This is a genomic window from Bradyrhizobium ottawaense (genome assembly GCF_002278135.3).
GTDB classification, from domain to species: Bacteria; Pseudomonadota; Alphaproteobacteria; order Rhizobiales; family Xanthobacteraceae; genus Bradyrhizobium; species Bradyrhizobium ottawaense.
On sequence record NZ_CP029425.2, the window covers coordinates 2,645,258 to 2,661,515 of the forward strand.

Sequence of the window (16,258 nt, forward strand, 5' to 3'; positions counted from 1 at the left end):
ATCGTCCTCTTGCGGTGCGCGGACTCGCAACGGCTAACGCAGGCTAACAATCCATAACGAGCAAATTTCCGGGGCCCGCGCCAATCTCTCTGCACACTAACCGACGCGTTGATTTCGAACTCGGTCAGCGTCACCGACCAAAGCAAGGGAGATCCAACATGACCGCGCAAGCACGAACCGAGAGCCTCAATCCCGATCGCCGTCAATTGCTGAGCCAGGCCGCGATGACCGCGGTTGCCGCCAGCGTATCGAGCCTGTTGCCGCTGCATCCGGCCAGGGCCGCCGCAGGCGGCGCCATCCGCCCCTTCCAGATCAACGTGCCCGAGCAGGATCTGCTCGACCTGCGCCGGCGCCTGGCTGCCACGCGCTGGCCGGATCGCGAGATCGTCAATGATCAGTCGCAGGGCGTGCAGCTGACGACGGTGCAACAGCTCGTGCGCTACTGGCAGAGCGACTACGACTGGCGCAAGCTGGAAGCGCGGTTGAACGCCTTGCCGCAATTCGTCACCGAAATCGACGGCGTCGACATTCACTTCATTCACGTCCGCTCGCGGCACGAGAATGCACTGCCGATGATCGTCACGCATGGCTGGCCCGGCTCGATCATCGAGCAGATGAAGATCGTCGGTCCGCTCACCGATCCGACCGCACACGGTGCCAAGGCCGCGGACGCGTTCGACCTTGTGATTCCCTCGCTCCCCGGCCACGGCTTCTCGGGCAAGCCGGCGGTTCTCGGCTGGGATCCCCAGCGCATCGCGCGGGCCTGGGTCGTGTTGATGAAGCGGCTCGGCTACAGCCGCTACGTCGCGCAAGGCGGCGATTGGGGTAATGCCGTGACGGAGCAGATGGCGCTGATCGCGCCGCCGGAATTGCTCGGCATCCACACCAACATGCCCGCGACCGTCCCCGACGACATCGCCAAGGCGCTTCAACCCGGCGGAACGCGCCCGGCGAACCTTTCGGCCGACGAGCGCCTTGCCTACGACCAGCTCGATGATTTCTACAAGCACGGTCTCGGCTACGCGATCGAGATGTCGAACCGGCCGCAGACGCTCAATGGCCTCGTGGATTCGCCCGCGGGCCTCGCGTCCTGGATGCTCGATCACGATGCGCGCAGCGCCGCGATGATCGCGCGCGTGTTCGACGGTCGGACGGAAGGGCTGTCGCGCGACGACGTGGTCGACAATATCACGCTCTATTGGCTCACCAACACCGCGGTCTCCTCGGCCCGCCTGTACTGGGAGAACAAGCTGGTGTTCTTCGCGCCCAAGCACGTGACGATTCCGGTCGCCGTCAGCGTCTTTCCGGACGAGATCTACGCCGCGCCGCGGAGCTGGGCCGAGAGGGCCTACCCCAAGCTGATCCACTACAACCGTCTCGACAAGGGCGGACACTTCGCGGCCTGGGAGCAGCCGGCGCTGTTCTCCGCGGAAGTGCGCACCGCGTTCCGCCCGCTGCGGCAATCGATCTGAGATGCGAACCCACACATCAGGAGTGCAAGACATGAACCGTCCCGAACCCACCTTCACGACCGAACAGATCCACCTCGAGCGCCGCCTGCCGTCCTACTGGCGTGTCACCTTCGACATGCCGCCGGTGAATATTTTCGGCCCGAAGCAGCTGCCGCTGCTGGGCGACATCGTCACCAGGATCGAGACCGATCCGGACGTGAAGGTCGTGGTGTTCGACAGTGCCGTCGAAGGCTTCTTCATCACCCATTACGACTTCCTCGCGCCGCTGGAGGATTCGCTTCGTATTCCGCCGGGGCCGACCGGCCTCGAGGCGCTGCCCGACATGCTGGTGCGCCTCAGCCGCGCGCCGGTCGTCTCCATCGCCTCGATCCGGGGCCGCGCGACCGGTGTCGGCAGCGAGCTCGCGCTCGCGAGCGACATGCGCTTTGCCAGCCGCGAGAAGGCGATCCTGTCGCAATGGGAGGTCGGGGCGGGCCTCGTGCCCGGTGGCGGGCCGATGGCGCGATTGCCGCGCCTGATGGGCCGCGGCCGTGCGCTCGAAGTGCTGCTCGGCGCCGACGACATCCATGGCGATCTCGCCGAACGCTACGGTTACGTCAACCGGTCGTTGCCGGACGCCGAGCTCGATGGTTTCGTCGAGGCACTCGCCATGCGCATCGCCTCATTCGACAAGGAGGCGATCGCCGAGACCAAGCGTCTTGTCGATGTCGCAAGCCTGCCGCCGGACGCCGAAATCAAGCCGGAGTGGGACGCGTTCCTGGCCTCGCTCGGCCGCCCCGCGAGCCAGACCAGGATCAAGGCGCTGATGGCGCGCGGCTTCCACCGCTCCGGGGACGTCGAGAACCGGCTCGGCTTCCACGTCGGACAGATCGGCAGCTAACGGAACCGTTGCGACGCGCGGCCGGTTGGAGCGGCGGCAGGCGGTCACGCCGATGCCGCCTTCCACCGGTACGGAGTAGCGGTGCTGAAATCAAACAAGGAGAATTGAGATGATCCGCAAGGCAACGGCAGTCTGGAAAGGCACCGGTCGCGATGGGACCGGTCATCTGACGAGCGAATCCGGCGTGCTCGCGCAGACACCCTATTCGTTCAAGACCCGCTTCGAGAACGAGAAGGGTACCAATCCCGAGGAGTTGATCGCGGCGGCCCATGCCGGCTGTTTTACGATGGCGCTGGCCTTTGGCCTTCAGATGGCCGGTTTCACGCCGGACGAGCTCTCGACCGAAGCCGCCGTCACGCTCGAGCCCGAAGGCAAGGGCTTCAAGATCAGCAAGTCCGCGCTGACCTTGCGTGCCAAGGTGCCGAACCTCGACGACGCAGGTTTTGCCAAGATCGCCGGCGAGGCCGAGAAGAACTGCCCGGTCTCGAAGGTGCTCAACGCCGCGATCACGCTCGACGCCAAGCTGGGCTGACTGAACGCAGGGAGTGTTGCCATGTCTCGCCAAAATCCGTCTCGCCAACATCAGCCGGATGAGGACAGGTTCCGGGCAATCCTGCCCGAGGATATCGCATGGCAGCCCTTCCCGGCATTTCCGCCGGGTGCGCGATTGGCCGTCATGGTCGGACATCCCGCCGAGCCCGGACCTTACGTGGTCCGGGTCAAGGTGCCCGGCGGCACGAGGTTGATGCCGCACAAGCATCCGGAGGACCGCATCTACACGGTCATGTCGGGCGTGTTCTACATCGGGCTCGGCGAGAGTTTTGACGGCGATAAAGTCAGCGCCTATCCGCCGGGGAGTGTTATCGTGCTGCCTGGCGAGACCTGGCATTTCCATTGGGCGAAGGCCGGCGAGTATGTCACGCAGGTGAGTGCGATCGGGCCGCTGGGCCTCGAATATCACGACGACAAGGATGACCCGCGCTTGCGTGCAGTTGCAGAGCAAAGGTAAGCATCTCGACGAAACCAAGGGAGCATCAAATGACGACGGAGCGCGCAGTTTTGGCCGGAGGCTGCTTCTGGGGCATGCAGGATCTGATCCGCAAGCAACCGGGCGTGATCTCGACACGCGTCGGCTACACCGGCGGTAAGGTGAAGAACGCGACCTACCGCAACCACGAAGGCCACGCCGAGGCGATCGAGATCATGTTCGATCCCGCCAAGACCAGCTACCGGACCATGCTCGAGTTCTTCTTCCAGATCCACGATCCCACCACGCTCGATCGCCAGGGCAATGATCGGGGCACCAGCTATCGCTCCGCGATCTTCTACGCGAGCGACGAGCAGAAGAAGATCGCCGAAGACACCATTGCCGACGTCGAGGCGTCCGGCCTGTGGCCCGGCAAGGTGGTGACCGAGGTCGCGCCCGCAGGCGAGTTCTGGCAGGCCGAGCCCGAGCATCAGGACTATCTCGAACGTTATCCCGACGGCTACACCTGCCACTTCATCCGGCCCGGCTGGAAGCTGCCGCGCCGCGCTGCTGCCGTCGGAGGCTAGATCAAGACGCCGTGCCGTCAGGCCCGCGATCGCGCGATCAGATCGCGGGCCATGCGCATGTCGGCGATATCGGAGCCTTCGGCAAACGTCCCGCAGACGTTGTCGAGAACCACCCGGGCTTCCGCGCCCCGGCCGGCTCCGATCATGGCCCGCGCGAGGCTGGTCGCGCAGCGGAGCTCCCAGAAGCGCGCGCCCTGCTGGGCGGCAATGTCGATGGCCTCGCGAAAGTGCACCTCGGCCTGCTCCGCATGCCGCGCGCTCCTGAGCATCAATTCTCCCTTGATGCGGAGCAGCTCCGGCAGATACCAGCGCTCCTGCCGGTCGTTGCAACGGGTCAGGACGTCTTCGATCACGTCGAGGCCACGGTCGACCTGGTCGGCTTCGAGGAAGCACGCGGCGAGCTCGCCGAGCAGCGGCAGAAAGCGCGGCAGGAAGCGCGCATCGCCGGCGCGGTTGAGCTCTTCCCGCAAAAGCGGCAGGCCGGTGGCGATGTCGCCGCGCCTGGCCACGACCGCGGCGTTGAAGGCGCGTGCCCATAGGCCCCACAGCCGGATCCCGTGGCGCTCGGTGTGTTCGAGCAGTTCGGTGCCGTGGCGCTCGGCGGCATCGAAATCGCCGGACCAGAACGCGATCGGGCAGGCGGCCTGTCCCAGCACGCTGCAGAAGGTCAGCGCATGGCCGTTGGCGCGGCCTTCCTCGATGTTCGTGGCGGCGAGCGCCTGGGCCTGATCGGCGAGCCCCTGAAGCCACAGGATGCGGGCCCGGAAATATTGCGTCGATATCCTGAGATCGAGCGGGAAGATTTTCGGCTTCGCCACCAGCACATGCAGCGAGGCGTTCACCCGGTCGATGCGTTGCCGCGCGTCGTTCTGATCACCCAGATAATGCAACGCGACGGCCATCAGGCGGTCGCCCAGCATGAGATCGGTGCTGTCAGGCGAATTCGCAGCCGCGTTCGCAAAGCGCTCGGCGAGCACGCGGGCCTTGCCGAACTGCCCGTTGTTGAACTGGTCGATGCACAGGCCCCAGAGCGCCCGCAGCCGGAAGTCCTTGTCGTCGAGGCTCTCGGCCAGCTCCAGCGTCGTCTCGAGGATCGGGCGCGCCTCGCGCGCGCGGCCCTCGCCATACATCAGCGACCAGCCGAGTGCCGACAGGAGCTGCATGCGGACGCGGTCGTTGTCGCCGTCGTCTCCGAGCGCCGCCAGTGCCGTTCTGCTGCGCTCGCGGCATTCGGCGAACAGCGACAGACGCACCCACAGGGTGACCGCGGCCGCCGTCAGCGCAACGCCGAGCCGGGTGTCGCCGTCGGGCGCGAAGGCCCAGTCCAGCGCCGCGCGCACATTGTCGAGCTCCCCACCATAGGTGCTGAGCCATTCGGGCAGCGGCGTCGACGCGTCGGCCCCCGCGCGCTCGAAGAAATCGCGAAAATGCTCCGCATGACGCCGCGCGAACTGCCTGGCTTCGCCGAGCTCGTTCAGTTTCCCGAGCGCGTAGGTGCGCGTGGTGTCGAGCAGGCGATAGCGCAGCGTCCGCGAGCCGGATGGCGAGATCAGCGATTTGGTGACCAGGCTGTCGATCGCCTCCAGCGTCTCCGAGGTGCTGAGGCCATCGCCGGACGCGACCGCGGCAGCCGCCTCCGGCGCGAAGGGTCCTGCGAACACCGACAATCGCCGCAAGGTGGCGCTTTCCGCCGGAGGCAGCAGGTCGTAGCTCCAGTCGAGGGCGGCGGCGAGCGTCTGGTGCCGCGGGACGGCCGTGCGCCGTCCCCGCCATTGCAGCGAGAAGCGGCTGTCGAGCAGGGAGGCGGTGCCGGCGATGCCATACGCATTGACACGGCCTGCCGCAAGCTCGATCGCCAGCGCAATGCCGTCGAGGCGCCGGCAGATGCTGGCGACAAGCGGCGCCTCTTCGGCGCTGAGCTGGAACGGCCCGGAGCTCTGCGCGATGCGCTCGACGAAGAGCTGGGCCGCGGGGTAGGCGAGAACCTCGGCGACGTCGAGGCCGTCGCGCTCGGGCGGACAATCCAGCGGAAACAGCCGGAAGATCCGCTCGCCTTCGCTTCGGAACGACTCGCGGCTGGTGGCGAGAACACGAAGCTGCGGCGCTTCGCGAACGATGCGCTCGACGAGAGGCGCCAGATTATCCAGCACATGCTCGCAGCTGTCGAAGATCAGCAGGGCCGGCCCGGTCTTCAGAAACGTCAGCAGGGCCGGCGTCGGATCCTCCGCGCTGACGGTCAGTCCGAGGACGGCGGCGATGCTGGTTGGGACATGGCTCGCATCCCGCAGCGGACCGAAATCGACGAAGAAGACGCGGCCGTCGAAATCCGCCGAGCGGCGATGCCCGACCGTGACGGCGACGGCGGTCTTGCCGATGCCGCCGGGACCGACCAGGGTCATGAAGCGATAGAGCGTCAGGCCGTTCGAAATCTTCTCGATGACCTCCTCGCGTCCGACCATCTTCGCAAGCTGGGCGGGCAGGGAGCGGGAAGGAATGATTTCGGCGGCGGCTGGCGCGACCTGCGAGGGCGCTTGAGCGAACGGGGCGACAAAGCAATAGCCACGGCCGGGTACATTGAGGACATAACGGGCCGATTTTCCGGTATCGCCGAGCACCTTGCGGAGCGCTGCGACATGGAAGCGCAGACTGCCCTCGTCGACATTCACCTCGGCCCAGATGCGCTTGACCAGCTCTCTCTTGTCGACGACTTCTCCGGGGCGCTCGGCAAGCAGGATGAGAATATCGAGCGCGCGGCCGCCGACGTGAAGCGGCTCCCCTTCCTTTTCCAGGAGCCGGGACTTGGGAAACAGCCGAAATGGTCCGAATGAAATGGCCGAGTCTTGGTTGTTATTGTGAGCTGGCACGTGCCATTGCCCCCCGCAACGGGAGTCAAAAAGTATTTTGTTGTGGTCTAGCAGAACGAGGCGTCCAGTAAACTGGCCGAAAGCAGCATGGCTGGCAGACCGCCGCAGATGGCTTCGGTCGGCTTCGGCCCCGCCTGAATCATGCTGGAAATGGAAGGGGTTAGGTCGCCGTGGTCTTACCCTTGTCCTTTGTGACGATGTGTGCCGACAGCGTGACCAGACCCATCAGCGCAGCCAGCAGCCAGAACGCCATGGGCAATCCGCCAAAACGCGCGACGAAGCCGACGCCGGCGGGGCCGATGAGGATTCCTGCGTAGCCCGCGGTCGTGATCGCCGCAACCGCAAGCCCCGTGGGCATCACCGTCTGCCGCGCCGCCCGACGGAACAGCACCGGCACGAGATTCGACGCGCCGAGCCCGATCAGCAGGAATCCGCCGATGGCGACCGCTGCAATGGGCGCCGTGAGCAGGACCACGAAACCGGCGATCGCAATCAGGCTGCCCCAGAGCAATGTCGTGCGGTCGCCGATCCGCGCGACGACGGCGTCGCCGCCGAGCCGACCCGCAGTCATCGCGATCGAGAACACGATATAGCCGGCGCCGCCTTGCGCCTCGGTGACGAGACCTGCACCGATGACGAGCAGGGCGCCCCAATCGAGCATCGCACCTTCGACCAGGAAGGTGATGGCGCCGAGCAGCGCGAGTAGCAGCACCGATCCGTGCGGCAGCACGAACAGCGGGCCCTCCTGCACCTGCACCGAGCGAAGCAGGCGCGGCGAGGTCAGGGCCATCGCGAGCAGCATCAGGGCGGAGCAGACCAGCGTGCAGGCGAGCGTTCCGAATTGCAGCGAGAGCAGCGCCGTCATCAGCGCGGATCCGGCAAAACCCCCGATGCTGAACAGGGCGTGGAAGCCGGACATCAGCGGGCGGTGCGCGGCGCGCTCCACCTCCACGGCGTGGATGTTCATGGCGACGTCGATCGAGCCGAGCGCGGCGCCGAATGCGAAAAGCGCCAGCGCCAGCGTTGCGGGCGAAGCCGCAATGGCGAGCAGGGGCAGGACCAGCGCCAGGCCGAACCCGCCGGCAATGATGATCGGCCTGCTGCCGTAGCGCGCGCTCACGATTCCGGTCACCAGCATCGCGATGACCGAGCCGATGCCGAGGCTGAGCAGCAGCAGTCCGAGCACGCCGTCATCGACGCCGAGCCGCGTCTTCGCGAACGGCACCAGCGGCGCCCAGCACGAGATGCCGAAACCCGCGACGAGGAAGGCAAGCCGGGTCGCAAGGCGCGTCGCAGGCCGGTCGGCGGAAGACATGGGAACTCCGGAGAAGCAGAGGCAGGGCGATCGACAAGCCCGAGAAATGCCGCGGCTTTATGTCCGAGGCGCTCCCAAATCGTCGCGGGCAGCCCGCGCGAGCTGCAAGCGGACGCGCAGGCCCTGTGGCGCGTTGTCGAGCAGCTGAAGCGTTCCGTCATGCGCGGTCACGATCGCCTGCGCGATCGACAGACCGAGACCAAATCCTGATGTCTCGTCCATGGTGCGGGCTTCCTCTCCGCGCACAAAGGGCTCCAGCATCGCGGCCTTGCTTTCGTCGGGAATGCCCGGCCCGTCGTCGCAGACGTCGATGACGAGCCGGTCCTCGGCGGTCAACAGCGCGACGTCGATTTGGGTTCCGAATCGCGTTGCGTTCTCGATGAGGTTGGTGACCGCGCGAATGATTTCGTCGGGCCGCAGGACGAAGGCGGCCCTGTCGGGGCCGGAATAGGTCACGGCAAATCCGGAATCCGAAAACTGCTCGCAAACCATCTGAAGCAGCGCCGCGACGTCCACCAGCGTCGGCTTGACCGGGCTTTCGCTGCGCAGGAGCGACAGCACCGATTCGAGCATCGACTGCATCTGGTCGAGGTCGCGCACGGTCTGCGTGCGTTGTGCCGGATCCTCGATATATTCCGAACGCAGCCGCAGACGCGTGATCGGCGTGCGCAGGTCATGACTGATGGCCGCGAGCATGCGGGTTCTGTCGTTCATCAGCGTGGTGATGCGATCGCGCATCCGGTTCAGCGCCCTTGCCGCGGACCTGATCTCCTCCGGTCCGTTTTCCGGCAGCGGCGCGGAGGACCGGCTCAGGCTGAAATCCTCCGCCGCGCGCGCGAAGGCCGACAGCGGCGAGGAGAGCGCGCGGCCGGCCCAGACGCCGAGCAGCGTCAGGCTTGCCACGAGGAACAGCAGCGTCGAGGTCCAGAGGCCGCTGACGAAGGCCGGCATCTTGGGCGATCCGATCGTGGCTTCGAGCACGTCGTCGCCCGGAAGGTAGAACCAGACGCGCTCGCCGTCCGCGCCGCTGCCGCGAACGAGCTCGGCCCTGACACCAAGCGCAGAGGGGATGGTCAGTGAGGTCCGCATCGACTGCGGCGTGGCGGCGGCGGATACGCTGTCCCGCAATTGGAGCTTGAGCGGCGGAAAGGTCCGGCTGACGCTGTCGAGGACGATGGCGCGCTCGGCCTTCGGCGTGTTGGCGATGATCCGCACGATCAGCTCGATCTGCTCCAGCGGCGTGTCCGCCAGCAGCTTCGGCTGGTTGAGGAGAAAATAGCCGGCGATCAGGACATGGATCAGGACCAGCGATCCCAGGATCAAGGCGGCGATCTGGCCGCTGATCCGCCTGAAGCTGAAGAGCGCGACGAGGTCGGCGGTGCGGCTCATGCTTCCTCCACCCTTGGGGTGAAGACATACCCGCCGATGCGGACGGTCTTGATCACGGATGCGCCTTCCGCCCGGTCGAGCTTGCGGCGCAGCCGGCTGACCAGCACGTCGATGCTGCGGCCGAAGCTTGCTCCGGCACGACCGCGCGTCATGCTCAGGAGGTTGTCGCGGGTGAGGATGCGGCCGGCCCGCTCGCAGAAGGCCTGCAGCAGATCGAACTCGGCACTGGTCAGGGGCACCTGCGCGCCCTCGGGATCGCGCAATTCGCGCAGGCGAAGATCGATGGTCCAGCCCTGGAACTTGAGACGCGCCGCGGTGGGGCCCGTGAGGCTGCTCGATCGCCGCCGCAGCACGGCGTTGATCCTGGCGAGGAGCTCGCGCGGGTTGAACGGCTTTGGCAGATAGTCGTCGGCGCCCATCTCGAGGCCGAGGATACGGTCGAGATCCTCGCCCTTCGCGGTGAGGATGATGATCGGCGTCGTGGACTCCATCCGCAGCCGGCGGCAGAGGCTGAGGCCGTCCTCGCCCGGCAGCATCAGGTCGAGCACGATCAGGTCGACCCGCTCGCGGGAGAGATGGCGGTCCATCTCCCTGCCGTTCGCGACCGCGTCGACCGAGAAGTTGTGATCAAGCAGATAACGCGAGATGAGGTCGCGGGTCTGCTTGTCGTCCTCGACGATCAGGATGTTCTGGGGGCCGCTGGTCATGATTGAAATCGCATCGGGGTTGCCGATCGTTGGTCGATTTGCGGACGAATGTCTCGCCCGAAGAACTACGGTCATCGTGCAATCCTAAGGTCAGTCGCGGCTCAGTGCCACCACGGGGTCGAGGAAGGCGGCGCGGCGGGCGGGGAAGAAGCCGAAGGCAACCCCGATCCCGGTCGAGGTCAGGAACGCCGCGCCGATCGAGAACGTCGAATAGCTGACCTCGAATCCGGGCACCGCGACGTTGATGGCGACGCCGAGCAGCATCGCGACGAGAATGCCGGCGATGCCGCCGATCGACGAGATCAGGGTCGCTTCCACCAGGAATTGCTGGAGGATGTCGCTGCGCCTGGCGCCGACCGCCATGCGCACGCCGATCTCACTGATCCGCTCCGATACGGACACCAGCATGATGTTCATGACACCGATGCCGCCGACGACCAGCGAGATCACCGCGATCGCCGCCACCAGGAACGCCAGCGTCTGTGTCGTGCTGGTGATGGTGCGGCGGATATCGTCGGTGTTGAGGATGACGAAATCCCGGCTGTTGTGCCGCTGTGTCAGTAGCGTGGTCACCGCGTCCTGCGCCAGCGCAGTCGAAACGTCGTCGCTGATCCGCAGCAGGATGCTGCGCAGCGCGCGATCGCCCGTGAACTGGGCCTGCACGGTGGTGTAGGGCAGGTAGACCGACAGGTTCTGGTTCGAGCCGAACCCGCCCTGCTGCTGGGCGATGACGCCGACGATGCGACAGGGCACCTTGCCGAGCCAGATCACGCGGCCGATCCCGGAGGTCTGGTCGTCGGCGAAGAAGGTCTTGCGGGTATTGTCGTCGATGACGGCCTGCCGCTCGATGTTGCGGATCGCATCGGTATCGAACAGGCGTCCTTTCGCGAGCTTGGCGCCCTTGACCTGGAAATAGCTCTCGCCGACGCCGTTCACCAGCACGTTGGACTCGTTGCCGCGATATCGCACCGTCGTGCTGGTCGACACCGTCGGAGTGACCCCGGCAATGAAATCCTGCCGGCCGAGCGCGCGGGCGTCGCCCAGTACCAGCGTCTTGATCTTGCCGGCGCGGGCGTCGCCAAAGTCCTTGCCCGGAAATACCTCGATCGTGTTGGTGCCGAGGCTCGAAATGTCGGACAGCACCTTGCGCTGGGACGCGTTGCCGAGCGCGACCACCGACGACACCGCGGCGATGCCGATGATGATGCCGAGCATGGTCAGGAAGGCGCGCAGCCGGTGCGCGGCCATCGCAACCAGCGCCATCCGCGAGGCCTCCCGCAGGCGCCGCAAGGCGCCGGACCAGCCGGTGCCGCTGCTCCATGACGTCCGCGACACCGGAACCGCCGGCTCCGACGCGCTTGTCGTCTCCGCGCGGCGATCGGAGGCGATCCTGCCGTCGCGCAGCTCGATGATGCGTTCGGCCCGCGCGGCGACATCGGCATCGTGGGTGACGATGATGATCGTCCGCCCCTCGCGGTGCAGCTCTTTCAGGATCTTCAGGACCTCCTCGCCGCTGCGCCGGTCGAGCGCGCCGGTGGGCTCGTCCGCCAGGATGACCTCGGCGCCGTTGATCAGCGCGCGTGCGATCGAGACACGCTGCTGCTGGCCGCCCGATAGCTGGTTCGGGCGATGGCCGCGCCGGTCGTTGACGCCGAGCCTTGCGAGAAGCTGCTCTGCGCGCGTGCGGCGCTCGCGGGCCTTCATCCCGGCATAGATCGCGGGGATCTCGACATTCTCGCCGGCCGAGAGGTCGCCGAGCAGATGATAGCGCTGGAAGATGAAGCCGAAATGCTCGCGGCGCAGCGCCGCCAGCGCATCGGCATCGAGCTCGGAGACGTTCTTGCCGGCGACGCGATAGGTGCCGGAGGTCGGGCGGTCGAGACAGCCGAGGATGTTGAGCAGCGTCGATTTGCCCGATCCGGACGAGCCGATGATCGCCACCATCTCGCCGGGCTGGATGCTCAGCGAGAAATCGTCGAGCGCGACCACGCTGGTGTCGCCGGCCATGAACTCCCGCCGAACCTTCTCGATCGCGATGATCGGATCGGCCAAATGAGGGATCATGTCAGGGACCTCCGCCTCCCGGCGGGCCGCCGGGCATGCCGCGTGATGCGGTCTGCTCGTTCGCCTCGCCGGTCACGACACGTTCGCCCTCGTCGAGGCCGGACTTGATCTCGACAATGGTGCGATCGTTGAGGCCGGTCTTGACCTCGCGCTCGCGGATGTCACCGGACGCGGCGAGCGTGCGCACCGTGCTGCGGCCGTCGGACTTTCGCATCACCGCGAGCGCCGGGATCACCTTCACGCGCTTGGCCTCGCCGGTGACGATGTGCACCTCCGCGGTCATGTAGGTCCGCAGCGAGAGCTCCTTGTTCGGCACGTTGAAGACGCCGATGTAGTAGATCGCCGTGCTGGTCGAGCTCGACGAGCTCGTGCTCGAAGTCGAGCTGGTGGTGGTCGAGGAGAAGCTGGCGTCGTTCTTGATCGATTCGGGCGCCGGCTCGATCTGCTCGAGCCGGGCCTCATAGCGATGGTCCTGGTCGCCGAGGATGGTGAAGTAGAGCGATTGCCCCGGTCTGACCTTGACGATGTCGGCCTCGGAGATCTCCGCCCGCACCGTCATCGTCGCGAGTTGGCCGAGCACGACGATGGTCGGCGCGGACTGCACCGCGTTGACCGTCTGTCCTTCCTGCACCACGGTGGCGAGGACCGTGCCGTCGATCGGCGCGGTGATGCGGGTGTATTCGAGGTTCACGCGTGACGTCTCGACGCTGGCTTCCGCCCCCACGATCAGGGCTTCGAGGGCGGCGATCTGGGCGCGGGTCTGCCGCACGGTCGAATCCGCGCTGTCGAAGTCGCTTCGCGACGTCGCGCGTTGCGCCAGGGTCGCCTGCTGGCGCGCGAGATTGGCCTCGGCCAGCACCAGCGCGGCCTCCTTCTCGACCTTCTGCGCCCGGTAGTTCTTCAGCGACGCCTCGGAGCTGCGCAGATCGTTCTGCCTGGTGACGGGATCGATCTGAGCGATGACGTCGCCGGCCTTCACCGTGTCGCCGACGCGGACGTTGAGGGCGGTGATCCGGCCTGACACCTGCGCGCCGACCGCGGTCAGCCGCGCCGGCTTCAGCGTGCCGCTGGCGAGCACCTCCTCGCGCAAATCGCTGACGGTGACCGGCGCCGTGATGTAGGACTGCGCCTTGCTCGACGTTCCCGGAAAGCGCGTGGCCGCGACCACGCCGGTCGCCACGACGGCAATAATCGCTGCGGCGATCTTCAGGCGTCTGGCGGTGATGATCTCGGTCACTTCTGCGCCTCCCGGAAGTGAGGTCCCGTGTTGGTGTCCACGATAACAGGCGTCGATACGTCGACCGGATCGGACCAGCCGCCGCCGAGCGCCTTTGCCAGCGCGATGTAATCCTTGGCAGCCGACACCTTGCTCTGGATCAGCGAATCCTCGGCCGAATAGAGCGAACGTTCGGCGTCCAGCACGTCGATGAAGCTGGCGCTGCCGGTCTCGAACAGCGATCGCGACAGCCGTGCGGCTTCGCGGTAGTTCCTGGCCGCCTCCGTCAGCTTGGTGGCGCGCACGCGTTCGCGCGACAACGAGACCAGGGCATTCTCGACGTCCTCGAGCGCGGTGAGCAGGGTCGAATGGAACGTGGCGAACGCCTGGTCGCGTTGCGCCTCCGCAATCCTGACCGTGGCCAGGCGCTTGCCCGCGTCGAACACCGGTACGGTGATCGAGGGGCCGACCGACCAGCTGACGCTCGAATATTTGGCGAGATCGCCGGCCCGCAGCGCAGAGGTGCCGACCGAGCCGGTCAACGACACCGCCGGATAGCGGTCGGCCTCCGCGGCGCCGATCTTGGCGGTCGCCTGCGCCAGCTTGCGCTCGGCACTGGCAATATCGGGACGGCTCATGAGGAGATCGGCGGGCAGTCCCATGGGAAGCGGCATACGCGGCGCCGGCACGGGCGCGGACTGCGCCATCGACGAGGCGACGCCGCCGGGCGGCCGCCCGAGCAGGATTCCGAGCCGGTGAACGTCGGCCGCAAGCGCCGCCTGATAGGTCGGAACGTTGGCTTCTGTGCTTGCGGCCTGCGCGGTGGCCTTGGCGAGATCGACGGCGTTGCCGCTGCCGGCCTCGTATTTGCTGCGGGTGAGCTTTTCGGTGTCGCGCTGCGAGACCGCGGTCCGCTGCGCCAGCGCGATCCGGGCCTGATAGCCGCGCGCCTCGACGTAATAGGCGGCGACGTCGCCGAGCAGCGTGACGAGGCTGTCGCGTAGATCCTCCTCGGCGGATTGCGCACCATGCGCCGCGGCCTCGATGCTCCGCTGCGTGCCGCCGAACAGGTCGAGCTCCCAGCTCGAATCGAAGCTTGCCTGGTGAAGTGAGTAGGGCGCACTGTCGACGAGGACGGACGAGGAGCCGGCACTGGACTTGTTGCTGGTCACCGAGGCCGTGCCGCTCACGGACGGAAACAGGCCTGCCGTCGTCTGTTGCAGCGTGGCGCGCGCCTCGCGCACGGCCGCTTTCGCCTTCGCGACATCAGGGTTGGCTTCGATGGCCTCCTCGATCAGCCGGCTGAGCAGGGGATCGCGCAAGCGCAGCCACCAGCGGTCGAGCTTGCCGGCGTCCCGATGCGGGGCGGTGTTGGTGCTCCAGTGCGAGGGCAAGGCGAGCTTGGGCGGGCCGGCATAATCCGGGCCGACCGCGCAGCCGGCCAGGGCGCTGCCCAGCATCAGCGCAACGCAGGCTGATCCGGCGCGCGACATGGGGCTGCGCAACGGGGCGGGCTTCGGACGATGCGTCTCCTTGGCCGTTGGCAGGGGACTTGCGGCGAACGAGTACGACGGCATCAAATCGGCTGAAATCCACTGACCTCGGCTCGGAGGGAGCTCATGGCCCTCAGGGGCAGGACGAGGCAGCCGCCACTAGCCGGCCGATCGTGGCCTTTCGGCAGCGGGAATGTTGCTGAATGTAAACAGGTATTGCAGGACGTCTCGGCGCTGCCGAAGCGGTGATGTCCCGCAGCCCGGATGGAGCGAAAGCGTAAATCCGGACTGCTCGCCCGGCATTTTGCACCGTCCCGGATTCCGCTAGCGCTCCATCCGGGTTACGCGACCCGCCTGTGTCGCCGCGTGTCAATCCGCTCCGTTAAAAATATTCCACTTTACCGAAATTCGGTTTCGACGTATGTGTCGTCCATCCCGGCTTGACCTTGAGGGGCGATCGCGCGTCGTCACGTTTCGCGAGCCGGGTTGCGGTGGACGCGGCAGCGTCGGCACGAAAAGGTAGCGGGCAGGGCGGGTCGTCCCTGTGAGCCCGAAACCGCGTGCGGACGAGCGACGCTGAACGCGTACGGCAAAACCGTGTGGTCCTGGCCGTCGTTGCTACGGTCAAGCTTCCGCGGAGGTGCGAGCGAGCCCAACCGGGCAGACTGCATCATCCAATTCGCGGGGCGAGGGAGGCCAGAAGGAAAGTTCGGCTCCCGGGAGAGCACGGCATAAGCCGTCCGACCACCGCGCAGGGAAGGCCGAGTGTTCGGCACCACCTGTATGCTGCTGTGCGGTTCTTTCTGCGTGTGCATTTCGCGCAGCGGACCGCGGGTGCGAGCTGGCACCCGGCCTTCCCTGCGCCCTCTTGGATTGGAGGGTGGAGAGTTGAAGCAAAGCTCGGGCGAAATCCGCCGCGAGGCCGCGAAGGTGTGTTTGCGAGCTGAGCTGCGTGCCACAAACTCGATATCGTAGGGTGGGCAAAGCGCAGCGTGCCCACCATCCTCGCACCGCAATTGAATTGGTGGGCACGGCGCTGTGCGCCTTTGCCCACCCTACGACACTGCACGCTGGGATGTGCATTGGAGCATCGCAATGACGGTGGAGAGACCGGGCGCCGCACTCCGCTCTCGTGCCCCGGCTCTGCAGCGCAGCGCTCCCGGCGATGCGAAGCATCGTCCGGTGCGGTGCGCTGCAGAGCCGGGGCCCATCTCGCCGCGTCTCGCCGTGTTGCCCTGGGTCCCGGCGCTGCGCCGCAACGCTGCGCGTTGCAGCTTGTCCGGGACATGAACGCCGCGGCGCGA

General features: G+C 66.6%; 12 protein-coding genes. 5 read left to right on the forward strand and 7 right to left on the reverse strand.

Annotated features, from left to right (window positions below; genetic code table 11):
• Positions 1-158: 158 nt before the first annotated feature.
• From CIT37_RS12500 to msrA, 5 genes are all read left to right on the forward strand, one after another.
• Complete coding sequence (locus CIT37_RS12500; RefSeq protein WP_095427004.1) at positions 159-1,472, forward strand: epoxide hydrolase family protein; 1,314 nt, start codon at positions 159-161, stop codon at positions 1,470-1,472.
• A gap of 31 nt (positions 1,473-1,503) precedes the next feature.
• On the forward strand, positions 1,504-2,352 hold the full coding sequence (locus CIT37_RS12505) for an enoyl-CoA hydratase/isomerase family protein (RefSeq protein WP_038949638.1): 849 nt from the start codon (positions 1,504-1,506) through the stop codon (positions 2,350-2,352).
• Between the two features lie 109 nt (positions 2,353-2,461).
• Positions 2,462-2,884 (forward strand): OsmC family protein, encoded by a 423-nt coding sequence (locus tag CIT37_RS12510; protein ID WP_028143735.1) that lies wholly within the window; start codon positions 2,462-2,464, stop codon positions 2,882-2,884.
• A 21-nt stretch (positions 2,885-2,905) separates the two neighbouring features.
• The gene (locus CIT37_RS12515; protein WP_028143734.1) at positions 2,906-3,361 is read left to right on the forward strand and encodes a cupin domain-containing protein; all 456 of its coding nucleotides are present in this window, start codon (positions 2,906-2,908) and stop codon (positions 3,359-3,361) included.
• A 29-nt stretch (positions 3,362-3,390) separates the two neighbouring features.
• Positions 3,391-3,906 carry a peptide-methionine (S)-S-oxide reductase MsrA gene (gene msrA, locus CIT37_RS12520; RefSeq protein ID WP_038973227.1) on the forward strand — a complete coding sequence of 172 codons (516 nt, stop codon included), beginning with the start codon at positions 3,391-3,393 and terminating at the stop codon, positions 3,904-3,906.
• 17 nt (positions 3,907-3,923) lie between these two features.
• Here the strand turns inward: msrA and CIT37_RS12525 are convergent, their stop codons facing one another.
• The 7 genes from CIT37_RS12525 to CIT37_RS12555 form a co-directional block, all read right to left on the reverse strand.
• Positions 3,924-6,770: an ATP-binding protein gene (locus CIT37_RS12525; RefSeq protein WP_095427005.1), complete on the reverse strand. Its 2,847-nt coding sequence runs from the start codon at positions 6,768-6,770 to the stop codon at positions 3,924-3,926.
• 160 nt (positions 6,771-6,930) lie between these two features.
• Positions 6,931-8,085: an MFS transporter gene (locus CIT37_RS12530; RefSeq protein ID WP_038949633.1), complete on the reverse strand. Its 1,155-nt coding sequence runs from the start codon at positions 8,083-8,085 to the stop codon at positions 6,931-6,933.
• A gap of 57 nt (positions 8,086-8,142) precedes the next feature.
• Positions 8,143-9,474, reverse strand: coding sequence for an ATP-binding protein (locus tag CIT37_RS12535; protein WP_095427006.1), 1,332 nt, complete (start codon positions 9,472-9,474; stop codon positions 8,143-8,145).
• On the reverse strand, positions 9,471-10,181 hold the full coding sequence (locus CIT37_RS12540; RefSeq protein WP_038949631.1) for a response regulator: 711 nt from the start codon (positions 10,179-10,181) through the stop codon (positions 9,471-9,473). The genes CIT37_RS12535 and CIT37_RS12540 overlap by 4 nt, the downstream gene beginning before the upstream one ends.
• A gap of 90 nt (positions 10,182-10,271) precedes the next feature.
• Positions 10,272-12,233: a MacB family efflux pump subunit gene (locus CIT37_RS12545; RefSeq protein WP_095427039.1), complete on the reverse strand. Its 1,962-nt coding sequence runs from the start codon at positions 12,231-12,233 to the stop codon at positions 10,272-10,274.
• Positions 12,234-12,246: 13 nt separating this feature from the next.
• Positions 12,247-13,482 (reverse strand): efflux RND transporter periplasmic adaptor subunit, encoded by a 1,236-nt coding sequence (locus CIT37_RS12550; RefSeq protein ID WP_028143727.1) that lies wholly within the window; start codon positions 13,480-13,482, stop codon positions 12,247-12,249.
• Complete coding sequence (locus CIT37_RS12555) at positions 13,479-14,921, reverse strand: efflux transporter outer membrane subunit (protein WP_244611231.1); 1,443 nt, start codon at positions 14,919-14,921, stop codon at positions 13,479-13,481. The genes CIT37_RS12550 and CIT37_RS12555 overlap by 4 nt, the downstream gene beginning before the upstream one ends.
• Positions 14,922-16,258 lie beyond the last annotated feature (1,337 nt).

Excerpts from the sequence above, each read along its gene's own strand:
- CIT37_RS12515 (WP_028143734.1), top strand. The coding sequence starts at position 2,906 with ATGTCTCGCCAAAATCCGTCTCGCCAACATCAGCCGGATGAGGACAGG.
- CIT37_RS12505 (WP_038949638.1), top strand. The coding sequence starts at position 1,504 with ATGAACCGTCCCGAACCCACCTTCACGACCGAACAGATCCACCTCGAG.
- CIT37_RS12540 (WP_038949631.1), bottom strand. The coding sequence starts at position 10,181 with ATGACCAGCGGCCCCCAGAACATCCTGATCGTCGAGGACGACAAGCAG.
- CIT37_RS12555 (WP_244611231.1), bottom strand. The coding sequence starts at position 14,921 with ATGCTGGGCAGCGCCCTGGCCGGCTGCGCGGTCGGCCCGGATTATGCC.
- CIT37_RS12510 (WP_028143735.1), top strand. The coding sequence starts at position 2,462 with ATGATCCGCAAGGCAACGGCAGTCTGGAAAGGCACCGGTCGCGATGGG.
- CIT37_RS12535 (WP_095427006.1), bottom strand. The coding sequence starts at position 9,474 with ATGAGCCGCACCGCCGACCTCGTCGCGCTCTTCAGCTTCAGGCGGATC.
- CIT37_RS12500 (WP_095427004.1), top strand. The coding sequence starts at position 159 with ATGACCGCGCAAGCACGAACCGAGAGCCTCAATCCCGATCGCCGTCAA.
- CIT37_RS12530 (WP_038949633.1), bottom strand. The coding sequence starts at position 8,085 with ATGTCTTCCGCCGACCGGCCTGCGACGCGCCTTGCGACCCGGCTTGCC.
- msrA (WP_038973227.1), top strand. The coding sequence starts at position 3,391 with ATGACGACGGAGCGCGCAGTTTTGGCCGGAGGCTGCTTCTGGGGCATG.